Below are 17,047 nucleotides of genomic sequence, written 5' to 3' on the forward strand. Positions count from 1 at the left end.
ATTTACGTAAAATAGAAACATTTAAATATTTTCTAATGCAGGATTAAGGATATAATATACATTTATTTTTATTTGATTATACTTCAAAACTTTGAACTTTAAAGAGGAACGCCATATCAGTATTGCCGGGGCAGGACCTGCCGGTTTGACCGCCGCCATAGTCCTTGCGAAACAGGGCTATAAGGTGCGTGTTTACGAAATGTCCCCCGATGTCGGCCATCGTATGAATGTCGGCTTTCAAGGGCTGGAAAACTGGAGCTCCGAAAAAGATATAACCGCGCTGTTAAAGGATATAGGCATAGATGTTAATTTTTTATGCGTCCCTTATTGCGGGGGCGATATATACGCTCCCGGAATAGCCCCGCTGGAAATAAAATCCGGAAAACCTATTTTCTATCTTGTAAAAAGAGGTGCGGGCGGCGGTTCGCTTGACGAGGGGCTAAAGAAACAGGCTATTGCGCTTGGGATTGAAATACTTTTTAAACGCCGCATAGCATCGTCTTCGGAAGAAGCCGTAATAATAGGCACGGGTCCAAAAACCGCGGATTTTATAGCGGCGGGCATAACATTCGATACGGAAATGAATGACAGGGCGGCTGTGGTTTTCGATGACGAAATAGCTCCGAAAGGATATGCGTACCTGCTTGTCAATAACGGTTATGGAACGGCGGCAACCGTAATTTACGACGATTGCAAAAATGAAAAAAAATATTTCGGCAATATGCTTGAGTTTTTCAAAAATAACAAGCCCTTTAACATTAAAAATGAAAAAAGGTTTGGCGGCCGCGGCAATTTTTTTATCGGGGATACACAGGTATATCATAACAAAATATATATAGGAGAAGCGGCAGGGTTTCAGGACTACCTTTGGGGATTTGGAATGAGGTATGCGATTCTATCCGGTTATATGGCCGCAAATAGTATAATTTCAGGTTTGAATTACGATTTACTTTGGAAAAAGGAATTAAAACCTATGCTGGAAACATCCCTCGTTAACAGATATTTATTCGAAAAATTCGGCAACACGGGATATAGATACCTCGCCAAGAAATTTGCAAAAGGCGACCCGTGCGATTTTCTTAAACGCAATTACAATCAATCTTTTTTAAAAAATCTTCTCTTGCCCGTTGCAAAAAGCAGGTATAAAAGCAGGGTAAAATAAAAACCGCGAGTACAAAAACTGCCTGTGTGTACAATGCGGATGTGAATACAAGGGGGGCTATGAAAGTTCAAGAAGAAGGTCAAAGTTCCGAAAAAACAAGGTATGATACATATATCTGCCCAATGCATCCGGAAGTAAGCCGGCCGGCACCCGGCTTCTGTCCTATATGCGGGATGGCTCTTGAACCCGCGTTCCCGCCCGCTCCCAAACCTAAAACAGAGTGGGTATGCCCCATGCATCCGCAGATTATTCGCAATGCGCCGGGAGTTTGCCCAATATGCGGGATGGCTCTTGAACCGCGCTCCGGTTCTTTAGAAGAAGAAAAGAATGCCGAGCTTTTAAATATGACAAGACGCTTTTGGGTTAGTCTCGTCCTAACCGTTCCGCTTCTGTTGGTTGCCATGAGCGTTTATGTTCCTGCAATATCTATTGAAAGCCTTCTCCCTCCTAAAATATCGGAATGGATTGAACTTATACTTGCCACGCCTGTAGTTTTATGGGGAGGATGGCCGTTTTTTGTCAGGGGGGTCAATTCTATAAAAAACCGCAGCTTAAACATGTTTACGCTGATAAGCTTAGGCGTCGGAGTCGCATATTTATACAGCCTTATGGCTGCGCTTATGCCGCAGATATTCCCCGCGTCTTTTCGGGGTAAAGGCGGGCAGGTAGATACGTATTTCGAAGCCGCCGCTTTTATTACGACGCTTGTACTTCTCGGTCAGATGCTTGAACTTAAGGCTCGCAGTAAAACGGGAGCGGCAATTAAAGCGTTGCTCGGTCTATCTCCTAAAACGGCAAGGCTTATAAAGGGGGAAAAAGAGGAAGATATCCCTCTTGACGAGGTTAACCCCGGCGACTTGCTTCGCGTCCGCCCGGGCGAAAAAATTCCAGTTGACGGCATAGTAACGGAGGGAACAAGTTCGGTTGACGAGTCTATGATTACGGGGGAATCCATCCCCGTGGAAAAACATAAAGGAGACAAAATAATAGGCGCAACCCTGAACGGCACGGGGTCTCTTATAATGAAGGCCGAAAAAGTAGGCGCCGATACCCTGCTTTTCAGGATTGTTCAAATGGTTGCCGAAGCGCAAAGAAGCCGCGCTCCTATCCAGAAACTCGCCGATATTGTAGCCGGTTACTTTGTTCAGATAGTAGTCGCTGTTGCCGTTTTAACCTTTATTATCTGGTCATTGTTCGGCCCCGAACCAAGAATGGCGCTTGCGCTTGTCAATGCCGTTGCAGTGCTGATAATTGCATGTCCCTGCGCCCTTGGGCTTGCAACGCCTATGTCGATAATGGTAGCTACGGGAAAGGGGGCTACGGAGGGGGTGCTTTTCAAAAATGCCGAGGCAATCGAGATTATGAAAAAAGTGGATACCCTTGTGGTGGATAAGACGGGAACACTCACGATAGGCAAACCTAAACTTGCCACAGTGGTTCCGGCGGCAGGATTTGACGAAAATAAAATATTGTTTTTTGCGGCCGGCATCGAAAAGGGAAGCGAACATCCGCTTGCGGCGGCTATCGTTTCCGGGGCAGACGAAAGAGGGATAACGCAGGGAAAAACCGAATCTTTTGAATCATTGACGGGTAAAGGGGTTATAGGCAATATAGAAGGACGCCGCATCGCGCTCGGTAACCATATACTCTTAGACGACCTGAAAATAGACCATAAAAATTTGGACTTAAAAGCCGAGGAAATGAGGCGGGACGGAAAAACAGCAATGTTCGTGGCGGTCGATGAAAAAGCCGCCGGACTTATCGGCGTGGCAGACCCCATAAAAGATACCACTTTTGAGGCAGTTAGACAGCTCCATGAAGAAGGAATCCATATAGTTATGCTTACAGGGGATAACCGCACCACCGCCGAGGCTGTTTCTAAGAAACTTGGCCTCGATGAGGTGATTAGCGAGGTGTTGCCCGATCAGAAGGCTTTGATGGTAAAAAAATTGCAGGATGAGGGAAGAACCGTTGCAATGGCGGGAGACGGGGTAAATGACGCACCTGCCCTCGCACAGGCTCATGTCGGTATAGCCATGGGAACAGGTACCGATGTTGCAATGGAAAGTGCCGGCGTAACTTTAGTTAAAGGCGACTTAAGAGGAATAGTGCGGGCAAGGCGCTTAAGCAGATTAACGATGCGCAACATCAAACAGAACCTTTTTTTTGCTTTTATTTACAATACGGTGGGCATTCCTATCGCCGCAGGCATTCTTTACCCTTTTTTTGGTATTTTACTCAGTCCGGCTATCGCAGCAGCGGCAATGAGCTTTAGTTCGGTATCGGTGGTAAGCAACGCCCTGAGGCTGCGAAGGGTCGCATAGAATGTTCCGCTTTAGCGGTTCAGTTTTTAACTTTCCGGCTTCAGGATATCTTTCATCTCTTTTACATCTCTCACTATTACCTTCCACCACCAGTTAAAAACTTCGACCTTGTCGCTTAATTCATTGACTTTACGCTCAATATATGTTTCATTTTCATTATTCACAAAAAGTTTTTTTACATCTCCGTCATAACTATATATTTCTTCTAAGTAGTCTTTAATATTGTCTATTTCTATCAACAAACTTTGTATAGTATCTTGAAAATCTTCATTTTTTTCCGTTTTATCCATTGTTTTACCTCACCTATATCATTAAATTATGCGCAGCAGCTGAGTTTGCTGACATCTTTGGTAAATGTTTGAGCAGCCAGCTTAAGTCCTTCCGCCATAGTAGGATAAACGCCTATTTCTTCGCCGATTTGCTGAATTGTATAACTATTTTGAATATAAACGCTTGCCTGCTGGATTGTTTCCGACGAGTTGTGCGCTAACATATGAATTCCGATAACCTTGTTTGTTTTTTTATCCGCTATCATCTTTATCAGCCCCTCCGTTTTAAAAATAGCCTGGGCTTTAGGAACGAATTCGACCGGAAAAACAACCTTAATTACATCATAGCCTTCTTTTATAGCCGCTTCCTCCGTTAATCCGACGGAAGATACTTCAGGGTCGGTAAATGTCGTATGCGCAACGGAAGAGTAGTCCGCTTTTATATGTTTGCCGTGAAGCATGTTACCTGCGGCTATCTTGCCGTCATACGCGGCAGTCGTAACTAACCTCATTAAACCGGTAACATCGCCGCAAGCATAAATATCGGGATTCATAGTCTTAAGTTCGCCGTCCACTTTAATAAAACCCTGTTTATAGGTTTCGACGCCGACAGCCTCCAAATTTAAATCTTCGGTATTCCCTACAACGCCGGTTGCCATTAAAAATTCATCGAACTTGACCGTTTTCAGCCCTTCTCCCGTTTCAATTTCGGCATATTTTTTGCCGTCCTCTTTATAAAGGCGTTTTATAGAGGAGTTCAGTAAAAACTCTATTCCTTCGTTTTTTAAGATTTGCAAAAGCGACTCCGAGATTTCGGGCTCTTCATTAAGCAAAATCCTGCCTGAACGCCCTACCACTACCACCTTTGAACCGAATCTTCTAAACATCTGGGCAAATTCAAGCGATACTGCCCTTGTGCCCAATATTAAAAGTGTTTCCGGCAGGTAATTTAAGTTTAATATCTCTTCGTTTGTAATATAGCCGGCCTCCCCCAATCCTTTAATATCTATTATCTGGTTCGTCGAACCCGTCGCAATAATAAATTTATCCGAGGTAATTTTATAAGGGTCTATGTTTTTATCGTTCGGGATAACCTCAATCGAATTTTTTGACGCAAAACTTCCTCTGCCTTCTATAAATGTAATATTGCCGTAACCCCTTAATACATTATAATATTTCATTTCCCTAAGGCTGTTAAGAAGTTCGGTTTTCACTTTTATGAGTTCTTTTATGTCAATCCGCGCCTGCTTTGTTTCTATGCCTTTAAATTTATTACTCAAAGGTTCGTAGTATATTCTAGCCGCTTCCAAAAGATGTTTTGAAGGAACACAGCCCCTGTTAAGGCATGTGCCGCCTATAACCCAGTTTTCGATAACGCACACTTTTTTGCCTTCGTCGGCAAATTTAATAGCCGAGGAAAAAGCGGCAGAACCGCTGCCTATTATTATTAAATCGTAATCATAATTATGGTTTTTGCCGGTCTGACTATTATTGTCCGCCTCCGTCTTTTTTTCTTCGGCTTCCGAAACATAGGCGGTTTCGTGAGATAAGGGGGTATAGCCGGCATTTTCTATATTTTTCTTTATATCTTCAACTTTTATGTCGTCTAATGCCAAAATCGTGCTTTCTTTTTTCGATAAAGAAGTATCTACTTTAATAACCCCCTTTACTCTATTTATCGCTTTATTTACAGATGTAACGCAGTGTTCGCAGGTCATACCCTCAACATTTATTTTTATTTTCTTCATGATTTTCTCCTGTATTTATAATGTTCGCAATAAATGTTGCGAATATATGTTATTAATAATAAACATTTACGCAAAGACAGGCAGGCAGTTTGTCTTCCCCGCCTTACAGTTGCGGCCACGCCATAAAAATCTGGCCGGTATCGACATATAAATATATGAATATCAAGGCCGTAATCAATATAGACGAGAAAAAAACTATCTTGCTAAAATTAAGCGAACCAGCCGATGCCTCGCAATCGCATGATTCTCCGCCTGCGCTTTCGCCGATATTAGATGCACTTTTTTGTAAAGATATTTTCGGCATTATATAAATAAAGAAAAAGGATAAAAGGATGCCGACAATATTTAATATCAAGAAATAATTTCTGTAAGGCGAGATAACTCCCAGAAAAGAGGCGGTGGAACCTAAAACTCCCCCTGTGCTTGCACCCACTCCCAGTATGCTGAAAACTAACGGTCCCCAGCAGCAAGCCCCTCCCAAAATTGCGAACAGGGCTGCGGAACCGGAAGTTACACTGGAGCTTGCGCCGGAAATTGCGTTAGACATATTTTTTGTTTTCATAATACTTTACCTCTTTGCTTATTTACATAATTAATAATTAATAAATAATTAAATTAATCGATATATTATACCGTTAATTTATTTTATATAATGGGCGGTATAATGAAACATGGCGTTCGATGCGCCGTCTATTGCCTTTATAAAGGTTTCGGGCGGAATGTTTCCGTGAAACTTTACTATTGCCTCCTGATTTTCCATATCAACTTTTGCCGAAACAACCCCTTTTATCTTATATAACGCATTCTGAATAGAGGTTATGCAAAAAGTATCCCCGCACACAAGCCCGTAAACTTTAAATTTATCCGTATTAAGAGCGTTTGTCTTCGTAAAAACGGCAGGCGTAAGCGCCCCCGAAACGGCGTTTTTTTGATAGACGAATGCCGATACCGACGATACCTGCAAAGCTAAAATCAAAACAGCGAAAATACCCGCAATAACATTTTTCCAATTTAAATAACTTTTCATAAAAACCTCCAAATCGTTTATTTTTTATAATTTTTCTTTTTTATTCCAAACTCAATATTTATATTTTACACCTTATACTTTGGTATAATGTCAAGCTTTTTTTAATATAAATATATGATAAAATAGATGTTTAAAATATTAATAGGATTTACAATAAAAAAATGTCTTGATATTATGTTTAACTATAAGGTTTATAATTGTATTATGAAGGGAAGATAAAAAAATATGACTATCGGACAGTTAGCCAAAACGGTTAATTTAAACACCCAAACCATAAGGTATTACGAGCGCATAGGGTTAATTAATAAACCCGATACAAATGAAGCGGGATACAGGATATATCCGGAAAAGGCTGCCGATGTTTTGCGTTTTATAAAACACGCAAAGGATATCGGTTTTTCCTTAAAGCAGATTTCCGAACTTTTTTCATTAGATAACAATAAATATAACACCTGCTCGAATGTGAAAAAGTTGGCCGAAGAAAAAGTCTATGAAATAGACAAGAAACTTAATTCTTTAAATCTGATGCGCAAAGAGCTTTTAAATCTTATATCGTTATGCGAAGAAAAAACCGATAACCAAAGGTGCCCGATTTTAGATATTTTAAAGTTCGAAAGTTAGCGCAGGAAATAGGGGTTTATCCGACCATGGCAGAGAGCTTGAAACTTTGCGCCCAGACATTTACGAAAGATATAAGCAAACTTAGCTGCTGCGCGTAATCCTGGCAATTTTATTTATTCAGATAATTCCTTATTTCATCTATAAAGTTTATAAAATCGACTAAATGGTTCTTGAATATTTCGTAAACAATAGAATCGTCAACATCATCGTAAGAGTGGATTATTAAATTTCTAAATTTAGCCATAGATTCATAGATTTTAAAATTTTTTGCCGATATTATGCCGCTTGACGAAATAATTTCAAAACATTCGCCGTAGGATCCCGGTTCCTTAAGATCCAGCCCTCCTACTAAGTGTTTGCAGACGTCTATCATCTGCTCTATACACAATTCGATATTTCTTTCTATAAACCTTTTTGCCATCACGTTATTTTTAAATTCCTTGAACGAATCTACTTTAACAGGTTCAATCTCGTTCAAAAATTCTTTTATTTTGCGCAGTTTTTTTTCTATTAACACTTTATCTATCATATTTGTCCATCCCTGAGATATATTTATATTCGTCATATTGAGATATTACGTTTTCCCTGAATTTCCCAAAAAATTTTTCGTCTTTTATAACGAGGTTTATCTTGTTTTTCATAACCTGATGCTTAAAAAGCGGCGAGCCGCCGTTAAGGATAGCTAAGTGTGCTTCCATTCCAGCAATTTTAGATAGTTTATCGATTTCGCGAAGAATTTCAAATCCGGTCGGAGGGTTTTCGTATAGAACGGCAATATCTAAATCGCTGTTCTTCCCCATCCTTTTAGCGGCAAAAGAACCAAATATAAAAGCAAGCATTATATTATCATCTTTATATAAAAAGTCCTTTAATTTTAATATATTATCATTGCTTATCGTATTAATATTAGTTGGATTAGTATTCATATTATTATTCATAATATTAAAAATAATATCAAACAAGCGTTTCGTTATTTATATGGATAGACATTTTAAAGTTATTAACATGCAGGTTTTTACGCTTTAATTATATATACTACTATTCCGGAAATAAATCAAATTGATGGCGGGTCATGCCAAGGTGGCCCCAAATTTGCCTGTGTTGCCTTAATCCTGTCCTTAAAAATTTTCTAATTTTTTATATTTTTATGGCATAATTTATTTTGTAATGATATTATGCTGAATAATAATAATTAAATATTAACTTTCCAAAATTATTAAATTAATTAAAATGGGAGGAATGCAAAATGAAAAAGATTTTAATTTTGTTTGCAGCATTTTTTATGTTTAGCGCCGTTAATGTTTATGCGCAAACCATGTCAAAATACGGGTATCCTGTCGGTTATGAGGCAAATTCAAAACCTGCCTATTACAACAGCAATAAACCTAAAAATTATTCTATCGATTCAATAATTAATTCGATTAATATCTATTATGAAAATGATTATTTTCATTACGGAGAATATACTCCTAACTTGCCGGGTTTTTATTCCGCATCACAGCCTGCTGGTTCCTATCTTGATGGCGAGCATATAGGATTTCACGGCTGGGGAATATCTTTTCAAAACATTTTAACCAAACAAGTACCGATATGGTATAAAGCAAGCTATTCTTACTTGCCGGGCTCGGGCACATACGACGAACCTGTAGGCATTACTAATATAGGACATTCCTCGGATATGTCAAGATATGGATTTAGATTGGGTTATGTTTTTCATATTGGCAGCAGAATAGCTTTAATACCTAATTTTGGCTATGAATGGGTAAACTGGAATAGAAATATCCCCGGTTTAAATAGTGATTATTATCATCTTAATTACTATATGATAGGATTAAAGGGTTATTACATACCGCCTGTATTGAATAATAATTTGTGGATTGAAGGCGAGGCTTATTATCTTAACGACATACACGATACCGTTGATATTGGATTTACGGGTCCAGGATATGTTTATGAAGCACCTTATATTACAGATGCTCATTATAATTTTACAATGGCTCCTAAAGCCGGTTACATATTAGGTGCGAAAATTGGTTACACGGTTTTAAAATACAAAAATATATCAGTAAGTCCTTATTTAGGATTTAAATTTAGCCAAAATAAAATGGGGAGGTCTAATATTAATACAGAAGAAGGGTATATCATCAATGGAAATGTTTATGCAGCCTCTGTTACTGAACCATCCGACCAATATAACCAGATATTTTTACAATTCGGTTTAAAATTCGGATTTTAATTAACATTTACGGTTATTAAATTATTAAGGAGGGGGTTATGAAAAGAAAGAGCGCGTATTTAGTAATTAAACTATCATCCTTGATTTTATTTTCTTTAGCGATTGTTGGTTCTTTTTCAGGCTGTGCAACAATTGTAGGAAAAAGTGCGCCTGCGAATGTAAGCATCCGCAGCTTTCCTGAACATGCAAAAGTTAAGGTTACAAATTCTGAAGGCAACTTGGTGTATGAAGGAACAACGCCGACCATGGTATCACTGAAAAAATATGACGGTTATTTTTCCGGTCAGACTTATACGATGACTTTTTCCAAAAAGGGCTACCTGAAATATGTTGCTACCGATGGAATGAAGGTAAACGGCTGGTCATGGTATATAGAAGGCAATTTAATATTTGGCGGCGTAATCGGATGGTTTATTGTTGACCCGCTTACAGGAGCTATGTGGGATGTAAATAGCCATCATATCGATGCTGCCTTGGTCGGTGCTCAATCAAAATAGGTAAAAATCTTAAAGGGAAATATAAATGAAAAAACTTTTTATTTCTATTGCGATAATGCTTTTGCCGTTTATTCTTTCGGGTTGCCCCGTTACGGTTTTGCTATCCTCAATGCCCGGAAAGGTTAATTTGGCATATATCCCCGAACCGAATGTCAAGCCTTTAGCAGGGTCTAAGAATATAGCCGTCCATGTTGCCGTGTCTGACTCAAGGAAGCATAAAAAGGTCGGCAATAAGAGGATTTTCCCTTCGGATATAGTAATGGCGGCAATTTATTCAAAACAAAACGTCGCCTATGTATTTAAAACTGCTTTAGAAAAAGAATTAAAAGCAAAAGGTTTTAAAACGGGGTCTGGTTCCAACGCTAATGTAAATGTTCTTGCCGATATTACATACTTTTATAACAACTATGGAATTGGCTTCATGTCGCAGAGCGCCGTCGCTAAAATTGCATTTTCCGTTAATGTGGTTAATAAGGAGGGAAATATTATATATTCCAACAATTATATCGCACATGGGAAATTAAGCGGCACAGGGGTTATTATCGGCAGCAGCATGGATGCCGGAATTGCGCTAAATAAAGCGCTGAAGAAGGGCATAAAAAAATTATTATCCGACAGGAACTTTATAAATTCTCTTCTTAGAGCTAAATAATAACGTAAATTTATTATATTTTGCTTAATCCCTGTATAATACCATTATACAGGGATTAAGGTATTTTTATAATTTGCAACAATATCGTTTTATTTTGTTTGTAGTAAAGCCGCCGTAAATTTAGGGTCATTAAATAATATATTAACCCCGTTTTGTAGCGCGCGATCCAGAGCCACTCCCGCATTGCTTCCCGATGCAATCATAATGCCGCCATTTTCGCCTGTCGCAAAAATTTTACGGTGGAATAACTGCTCGCCGTGCTTGTTCTTTACGATAACCGTCATATTTAATTTAGCTACGGCACTGCCGGAAATAAATCCCATATTGAAGTTATTATAGAATTTCGTAATACCGACATTAACGAAAACGATAGCTTTTTTTCCAATTCTAAAACCGCGTGCCTGCAGTTCTTTTTCAATGGCATTGCGGACAGTGTCGGCCACGTTTTTCTTGGCATAAATCGGCGCCATTACCATGCCGAAGCCGTTTTTCTTGTTGCCGACCCTCTTATTCTTGCGCAGGTCTTGAACGTGAACGCCGACAATTACATTTCGAGCCGCCTTTATTTTCCTTACGTTGTTCTGCAGTCCATAGTGCAAAGGAACGGATGATGTAGTTAGAGCGCACCCGCTAAGTATTGGTATAACAAGTAAAGTTGAAATAACAACAATAAAAGTTTTATTAATTTTATTAATCATGTTGAAATCCTCCCTTATTAATTAAAGCTAATTAATTAAAGCTTTACGACCGCTGCGGACTTGCACGGACCTGCATAGGGAGAATATTGTCAGGGGAGGGGGATGTATCCACTATGATTAGTGAATAAAATGAAAAAAGGCTTCTATGTGAAAACCTTGATTTCATAATTAACCCCAATGCTTATCAAGGAGGTTAAGTTTAAATAAACAACTATTTAAATACATTTAATAAATGTTACCTTAAATATAATCATACTTTCTTAAAAAAGGCAAATAAAATTTTAGAACCCTAATCCCGATTTAGAATAAAAAAAATAGCTGTAAATATGACAAACCCCCCTTATTTTTTCTATGTTTACGTGATAATAATCACTGAAATCTCCAACCAAAAAGGTTTCACAAACTGTAGAAAAAAATAAGGGGTTATTAACAATAGATACAACAAAAGAAGATATAACCGAATGTACCTTGGCTTATTTTTGAAAAATTTAACTACTGCGGGAGAATTTTGTTTAAAAACAGCCTTAAAATCTGATTTTTCAATATATTTTACAGAAATTGTTTTTTTGGAGTCAAAATAAAATTATTTTTATAATACCGCATATAAAAATAACCTATTTTTTTAAAAAAATAAAAAAATCGGTTAAGTTATAGTGGTATTAAATTTCTAAATTGGGATTTGGGATAATCTGAAATAAAAAAAGATACTCCAGCTATAAACAGCGATTTATCTAATGTTTTAGGCAATTTTTATTTTATTTTTTTTCAAAAATATCGCAAATTAAAAAATATTGATTATTTATAAAATAATGATATGATTAAAATAAAATATGATAATTTATAACGGCTATGATAAATTTTAAAAATCAAAAGGGGTTGTTATATATCGTAATTATTTCGCTTACCGGCGGTTTAGTTATGGGATTGATTATTCAATCCATTAAATTAATTAAGGATATAAATAAGAAAAGGAGGAGTCATGAAAAAAAATAATTTAAATCAAGCAATTAAATTATCGTCATTGGTTTTACTTTCTTTAGCGGTTGTTGGTTCTTTTTCAGGCTGTGCAACAATTGTAGGAAAAAGTGCGCCTGCGAATGTAAGCATCCGCAGCTTTCCTGAACATGCAAAAGTTAAGGTTACAAATTCTGAAGGCAACTTGGTGTATGAAGGAACAACGCCGACCATGGTATCACTGAAAAAATATGACGGTTATTTTTCCGGTCAGACTTATACGATGACTTTTTCCAAAAAGGGCTACCTGAAATATGTTGCTACCGATGGAATGAAGGTAAACGGCTGGTCATGGTATATAGAAGGCAATTTAATATTTGGCGGCGTAATCGGATGGTTTATTGTTGACCCGCTTACAGGAGCTATGTGGGATGTAAATAGCCATCATATCGATGTTTCATTAAGTCATTCTCATTAAAACATTGGTTAAAAGTGATTTATAAATAAAATTTAAAATCTTTATTTAATTTTATGACCTTAACTACATTAATCTCAATGTAGTTAAGGTCATTTTTCTATATACTTTAAAAAATTTAAATTTGCAATACATTAGCGCATCATACCGAAATGGTAATGCCCTACCTAAATTATCATAATTTATTTTGCCTCGTATGTATTTGACTTTAGGATTAATTGCGTGTATATTTCAAATTAAGAGCGATGCGCCGTAAACCATCCGGCGTAGTATAATAGAATGGGGAAAAGCAGCGGGTAACGGGAGATTAAAGAGATGGAAAAGAATGATAACCTGTTTCCTATACGCAAAGAGATTTTAATTAAGGTAAAGGGCAAAGATATTGCGGGGAGCATGGAAATTCCCGCAAAAGCTAAAGGGCTTGTCATTTTTGCCCACGGGAGCGGCAGCAGCAGGTTCAGCCCGAGAAACAGGTATGTGGCGGGGATTTTAAATAAAAACAATCTCGGCACGCTTCTGTTTGACTTGCTCACCGTCGAAGAAGAAAAGATAGATGAATATACCGCCGAGTACCGTTTTAATATACAACTTCTTGCGGAACGGCTTGAGGGTGTTACCGATTGGCTGCTTAAGGAACCATCATTAAAGGGTTTAAAATTAGGCTATTTTGGGGCAAGCACCGGAGCGGCGGCGGCTTTAATCGCTGCGGCCAAAAAATCCGACATTATCTATGCCGTCGTTTCAAGGGGCGGCCGCCCCGACCTTGCCATGGAGAGTTTGCCCGGGGTTAAAGCGCCCACGCTGTTAATAGTCGGGGGAGAAGATTTTGAGGTTATCGAATTAAATAAGGCCGCGTACGAAAATATTTCGGCTAAAAAAAGGCTTGAAATTATACAGGGCGCTACCCATCTATTCGAAGAACCGGGAGCGCTGGAAGAGGTTGCCCTAATTACGGCAAAGTGGTTTACAGGAAATTTGTAGTTCGGAATTTTTAATATCTTTAATATATTATATCTTTTATATCGATTTCTATATCCCCGGGTTCAAGCATGGCATTGATTAAAGATATTTTTTGAAAATCTTTTAAGCCTTTAACGGAAACCGTTCCTTCGGAGGTAATGCCACAATCTAAAAGATAACGCCTTTTTACCCCGTTTAACAAAAAAGCGTCCGGCGTAATCCATTTCTTGCCGTCGAATAAAATAACATTGGAAAACGAGGTATCGGTTATTAAACCGTTTTTTACAATAAGTATATCGGTTATATCATCCAATCCTTTTAATAATGAATTTATGAAACTTCTGTCTTCATATTTAAACGAATAATCAAATAACCCGCCGGGGGATAAAAACGGGTAAGTATCTAAATTAACTATTTTTAATCTTTTAATTTTCCTTTTAAAATAAGGGGTAATTTCAATATCTTCAATATTGCTCGAATAAACTACCCTGCATTTGTAAATCCCCTGCCGATATGTTTTAGCTTCCGGCAAAAAATCCGCAAGCGATTGCCCGCAATCAATATTAAAAAAATGCGCAATGGTTGCGTTCATTCTCTTATCGTGATAATCGATTAACTTATAATTTCCGTCCGCCAATTTAATTGTTTCAATAAATCGGAACATAAATTTTTTCCACCATTTCGTTATATTCCTTTTTTGCGTCGCTATAAACCGTTATCCCGCCGCCGCTTCTATAAAAACAGTAATCCCCTTTCTTTTCGATAAATCTTATCATAACCGAGCTTTTAAGATTTTTCCCGTCATATATGCCGAAAACACCGGTATAATAGCCCCTTTTATCAAGTTCAGCCTCTTTAATAATCTCTAAAGTTTGCCTTTTCGGCGCCCCGCAGATAGACCCTGCAGGAAGCATATTAAAGAGAATATCGCCGAAACGATACATTAAATCCGGTTTGACCTTACCTTCAATCTCGGAAACCATCTGTAATAACTCTCCAAAATTTGTCTTTACTTTGCAGGTAAAACAGAATCTGTTTACCTTTACGCCTTCACATACGATATTTAAATCATTCCTCAAAAGATCCACGACCGTTAAATGTTCCGCTTTTTCTTTTTTATCGTTTAAAAGGATTTCTTCCGCATCGGGAATATTTGCGTCGATTGTTCCTTTAATCGGATAGGTAAATATACTGCCTGCCGTTATGTTAATAAAAGTCTCGGGGGAAAACAATACAAACTCATTTTCTTCATTCTTAAAATAAAGCTTGTATCTCGACGAGCTTTTATGAAATATTTCTTCCAAGCTGAAATTAATTTCGACAGGGTTTTTAAAGGTTAGGTTTAAAAGGTACGAATTGCCGTTTTTCTGGTTTTCGATAACATTATTAAAAGCTTTTTTATAAACTTCGAAGGAAATGGGGCGTTTTTGAATATTTAATTCTTTATTGCCTTTGATAAGGTCAACATTATCATCATAGTTTTTTACTCCGTCTATAAAATACTTAATACAAAGATCGTTTAGTTCGGATAACTTTAAAACCATGGGAAACTCCATCTCATAATCGATAATAAAAAGAAATTGAATCCCTTTTCTCGTATAAAAATTCATTCTTTCAATAAAATCGGGTTTCGAAGCCATATCATATTATTCCCTATTTATGGATTTGAGTCAAGATGCAGTGCCGGGTCCAAAATTGCCGATAGAAACTCTTAAAACTGCTTCAAAATATTATCAATACTGGATTCCTGCCTACGCAGGAATGACAATCCCTGCATTTAACTTTTCATCCAACAGGCGTCATTCCTGCGTAGGCAGGAATCCAGAAAAATAATTTTCTATCGGCAATTTTGTGCCGGGACGCAATATTGAATTTTAAAAACAAAGCGGTTATAATAATATAAACTAAACTGCCGCTAAGCAATTACAAAAAATGCCTGTTATCTCCCCTTTTGACATAATCATAGGAATTATTATCGTTTTAATCGCTTTTTTTGTCAGGGCGACAATAGGTTTCGGTTCGGGGCTGATTTCCGTATCTTTGCTGACGATATTCCTTCCGATAAGAATAACCGTCCCCGCTGTTTTTATTCTCGATTTTTTAGGCAGTATCCTGCTCGGAGCATACGATTTTAAAGAAGTAAAATGGAGCGACCTTTCCTATTTGCTTCCGGCAACCGTTTTTGGCCTTTTATCCGGCGCATATATTTTAAAATACGCAAACCCTCAAAAACTGACCATTTTCCTTGGAATTTTTATTTTAACATATATAATATACGCTTTAAAGGTTAAACAAAATAAATTGCCTTATGTGAAAAATAGCGTGGGAGCTCCTCTGGGATTTTTAGGCGGGCTAATCGGCAGCTTATACGGCGGCGGCGGACCTCCGATAGTAGCATATCTGCAAATGAAGCACCACGGCAAACGCACATTTAGGGCCACATTTCAAATAGTCGCAATTACGGATAGCATTTTTAGGGCCGTAATTTATGCCTCCTTCGGTCTTTTAACGATTGAGGTATTAAAATTTTCCGCAATTTTAATACCCTCTTTGTTGGCGGGACTTTTTTTGGGAAATAAACTCCATTTTGTCATAAATCAAAAAACATTTTACTATTTAGTGATTATAATATTAACAATAGCCGCTTTGGGATTAATATTTCACTCTATATTTTAGCAAAAACATAAACGCAAGAACGAATGAAACACCCCCCCCCCCCCCAAAAAAAAAAAATCTAAAAAGAGGATATTATCATTACCTGCGGGATATTATTCCTTTAAGGCGAAGTTTTTAACATACCCATAAAGCTTAAAAACCCGGATATTATTGCTTCGGGTTCGGGCGGACATCCCTTTATGTGCATTGCAACCTTTAAATATTTTGAAACGGGGCCGCATACGGCATAGGAATCTTTAAAAGGCCCGCCTGTTTCGGGGCAATCGCCCGCCGTAATAACGAATTTAGGTTCAGGAACAAACTCAAAAGTCTTTAAGAGCGGATTAAGCATGTTCCTTGTCAAACATCCCGTTATAATAATGACATCCGCATGCTTTGGGGAAGCGACAAATTTTATGCCGAATCTTTCTAAATCGTAATAAGGATTGGAAAGAGCGGCAAGCTCGGTTTCGCAGGCGTTGCAAGAACCCGTATCGACAAGCCTTACAAATAAACTCCTGCCGAATATCCTGTCAATCGAGCGTTTTAATTCATCCCCTTTTCCTTTGATTGAAACAGAATCAATATTGCCGCTAACAATATCCTGCGTCTTATTTTTAAATAATAATTTGATTAAAAAGCTCATATATTACCACCCGTTATAAATGTAGAAATTTCTTATATAGATTACCGCTTCGCTCTCGACTTCAGTATCTTCGGCACGCAAGGGCGGCGTGGGCCCTTTAACGCGTGCCTTCGATATGTGAAG

Annotated in this window: 19 protein-coding genes; 9 read left to right on the plus strand and 10 right to left on the minus strand. The window is 38.0% G+C overall.

Annotated elements, in window-relative coordinates; genetic code table 11:
• Positions 1-91: 91 nt before the first annotated feature.
• Positions 92-1,162 carry an NAD(P)/FAD-dependent oxidoreductase gene (locus tag EVJ47_03520; GenBank protein RZD15354.1) on the plus strand — a complete coding sequence of 357 codons (1,071 nt, stop codon included), beginning with the start codon at positions 92-94 and terminating at the stop codon, positions 1,160-1,162.
• A gap of 122 nt (positions 1,163-1,284) precedes the next feature.
• The gene (locus EVJ47_03525; GenBank protein RZD15554.1) at positions 1,285-3,486 is read left to right on the plus strand and encodes a copper-translocating P-type ATPase; all 2,202 of its coding nucleotides are present in this window, start codon (positions 1,285-1,287) and stop codon (positions 3,484-3,486) included.
• Positions 3,487-3,512: 26 nt separating this feature from the next.
• On the opposite strand, the gene EVJ47_03530 is transcribed toward EVJ47_03525, so the two are convergent.
• From EVJ47_03530 to EVJ47_03545, 4 genes are all read right to left on the minus strand, one after another.
• A complete protein-coding gene (locus EVJ47_03530; GenBank protein RZD15355.1) occupies positions 3,513-3,776 on the minus strand; it encodes a hypothetical protein in 264 nt (87 codons plus the stop codon).
• Positions 3,777-3,802: 26 nt separating this feature from the next.
• A complete protein-coding gene (gene merA / locus EVJ47_03535) occupies positions 3,803-5,503 on the minus strand; it encodes a mercury(II) reductase (protein ID RZD15356.1) in 1,701 nt (566 codons plus the stop codon).
• 103 nt (positions 5,504-5,606) lie between these two features.
• Positions 5,607-6,065 carry a hypothetical protein gene (locus EVJ47_03540; protein ID RZD15357.1) on the minus strand — a complete coding sequence of 153 codons (459 nt, stop codon included), beginning with the start codon at positions 6,063-6,065 and terminating at the stop codon, positions 5,607-5,609.
• Positions 6,066-6,143: 78 nt separating this feature from the next.
• Complete coding sequence (locus tag EVJ47_03545; protein RZD15358.1) at positions 6,144-6,530, minus strand: heavy-metal-associated domain-containing protein; 387 nt, start codon at positions 6,528-6,530, stop codon at positions 6,144-6,146.
• A gap of 225 nt (positions 6,531-6,755) precedes the next feature.
• On the opposite strand from EVJ47_03545, the gene EVJ47_03550 reads away from it, so the two are divergent.
• Positions 6,756-7,151: a heavy metal-responsive transcriptional regulator gene (locus EVJ47_03550; GenBank protein RZD15359.1), complete on the plus strand. Its 396-nt coding sequence runs from the start codon at positions 6,756-6,758 to the stop codon at positions 7,149-7,151.
• 109 nt (positions 7,152-7,260) lie between these two features.
• Here the strand turns inward: EVJ47_03550 and EVJ47_03555 are convergent, their stop codons facing one another.
• Both EVJ47_03555 and EVJ47_03560 read right to left on the minus strand, forming a co-directional pair.
• Complete coding sequence (locus tag EVJ47_03555) at positions 7,261-7,716, minus strand: DUF86 domain-containing protein (GenBank protein ID RZD15360.1); 456 nt, start codon at positions 7,714-7,716, stop codon at positions 7,261-7,263.
• The gene (locus EVJ47_03560) at positions 7,670-8,089 is read right to left on the minus strand and encodes a hypothetical protein (GenBank protein ID RZD15361.1); all 420 of its coding nucleotides are present in this window, start codon (positions 8,087-8,089) and stop codon (positions 7,670-7,672) included. Before EVJ47_03560 ends, EVJ47_03555 begins: the two co-directional genes overlap by 47 nt.
• A 308-nt stretch (positions 8,090-8,397) precedes the next feature.
• Between EVJ47_03560 and EVJ47_03565 the strand changes: the two genes are divergently transcribed.
• The 3 genes from EVJ47_03565 to EVJ47_03575 are packed head-to-tail and all read left to right on the plus strand — an operon-like array spanning position 8,398 to position 10,536.
• Positions 8,398-9,387: a hypothetical protein gene (locus EVJ47_03565; GenBank protein RZD15362.1), complete on the plus strand. Its 990-nt coding sequence runs from the start codon at positions 8,398-8,400 to the stop codon at positions 9,385-9,387.
• Positions 9,388-9,425: 38 nt separating this feature from the next.
• Positions 9,426-9,884, plus strand: a complete 459-nt coding sequence (locus tag EVJ47_03570) for a hypothetical protein (protein ID RZD15363.1) — start codon at positions 9,426-9,428, stop codon at positions 9,882-9,884.
• Positions 9,885-9,909: 25 nt separating this feature from the next.
• Positions 9,910-10,536 (plus strand): hypothetical protein, encoded by a 627-nt coding sequence (locus tag EVJ47_03575; GenBank protein ID RZD15364.1) that lies wholly within the window; start codon positions 9,910-9,912, stop codon positions 10,534-10,536.
• An 89-nt stretch (positions 10,537-10,625) separates the two neighbouring features.
• Here the strand turns inward: EVJ47_03575 and EVJ47_03580 are convergent, their stop codons facing one another.
• On the minus strand, positions 10,626-11,234 hold the full coding sequence (locus tag EVJ47_03580) for a hypothetical protein (GenBank protein ID RZD15365.1): 609 nt from the start codon (positions 11,232-11,234) through the stop codon (positions 10,626-10,628).
• A 979-nt stretch (positions 11,235-12,213) separates the two neighbouring features.
• Between EVJ47_03580 and EVJ47_03585 the strand changes: the two genes are divergently transcribed.
• A complete protein-coding gene (locus EVJ47_03585; GenBank protein RZD15366.1) occupies positions 12,214-12,666 on the plus strand; it encodes a hypothetical protein in 453 nt (150 codons plus the stop codon).
• Positions 12,667-12,978: 312 nt separating this feature from the next.
• Positions 12,979-13,644 (plus strand): alpha/beta hydrolase, encoded by a 666-nt coding sequence (locus EVJ47_03590; GenBank protein RZD15367.1) that lies wholly within the window; start codon positions 12,979-12,981, stop codon positions 13,642-13,644.
• A gap of 19 nt (positions 13,645-13,663) precedes the next feature.
• On the opposite strand, the gene EVJ47_03595 is transcribed toward EVJ47_03590, so the two are convergent.
• The gene (locus EVJ47_03595; protein ID RZD15368.1) at positions 13,664-14,287 is read right to left on the minus strand and encodes a 4-amino-4-deoxychorismate lyase; all 624 of its coding nucleotides are present in this window, start codon (positions 14,285-14,287) and stop codon (positions 13,664-13,666) included.
• The gene (locus tag EVJ47_03600; GenBank protein RZD15369.1) at positions 14,271-15,263 is read right to left on the minus strand and encodes an aminodeoxychorismate synthase component I; all 993 of its coding nucleotides are present in this window, start codon (positions 15,261-15,263) and stop codon (positions 14,271-14,273) included. The genes EVJ47_03595 and EVJ47_03600 overlap by 17 nt, the downstream gene beginning before the upstream one ends.
• A 292-nt stretch (positions 15,264-15,555) precedes the next feature.
• Between EVJ47_03600 and EVJ47_03605 the strand changes: the two genes are divergently transcribed.
• Positions 15,556-16,299 carry a sulfite exporter TauE/SafE family protein gene (locus EVJ47_03605; protein ID RZD15370.1) on the plus strand — a complete coding sequence of 248 codons (744 nt, stop codon included), beginning with the start codon at positions 15,556-15,558 and terminating at the stop codon, positions 16,297-16,299.
• Between the two features lie 100 nt (positions 16,300-16,399).
• Here the strand turns inward: EVJ47_03605 and nuoB are convergent, their stop codons facing one another.
• Positions 16,400-16,924 carry an NADH-quinone oxidoreductase subunit NuoB gene (gene nuoB / locus EVJ47_03610; protein ID RZD15371.1) on the minus strand — a complete coding sequence of 175 codons (525 nt, stop codon included), beginning with the start codon at positions 16,922-16,924 and terminating at the stop codon, positions 16,400-16,402.
• Between the last annotated feature and the right edge of the window lie 123 nt (positions 16,925-17,047).

The sequence above is a fragment of the Candidatus Acidulodesulfobacterium ferriphilum genome, assembly GCA_004195035.1.
Classification (GTDB): domain Bacteria; phylum SZUA-79; class SZUA-79; order Acidulodesulfobacterales; family Acidulodesulfobacteraceae; genus Acidulodesulfobacterium; species Acidulodesulfobacterium ferriphilum.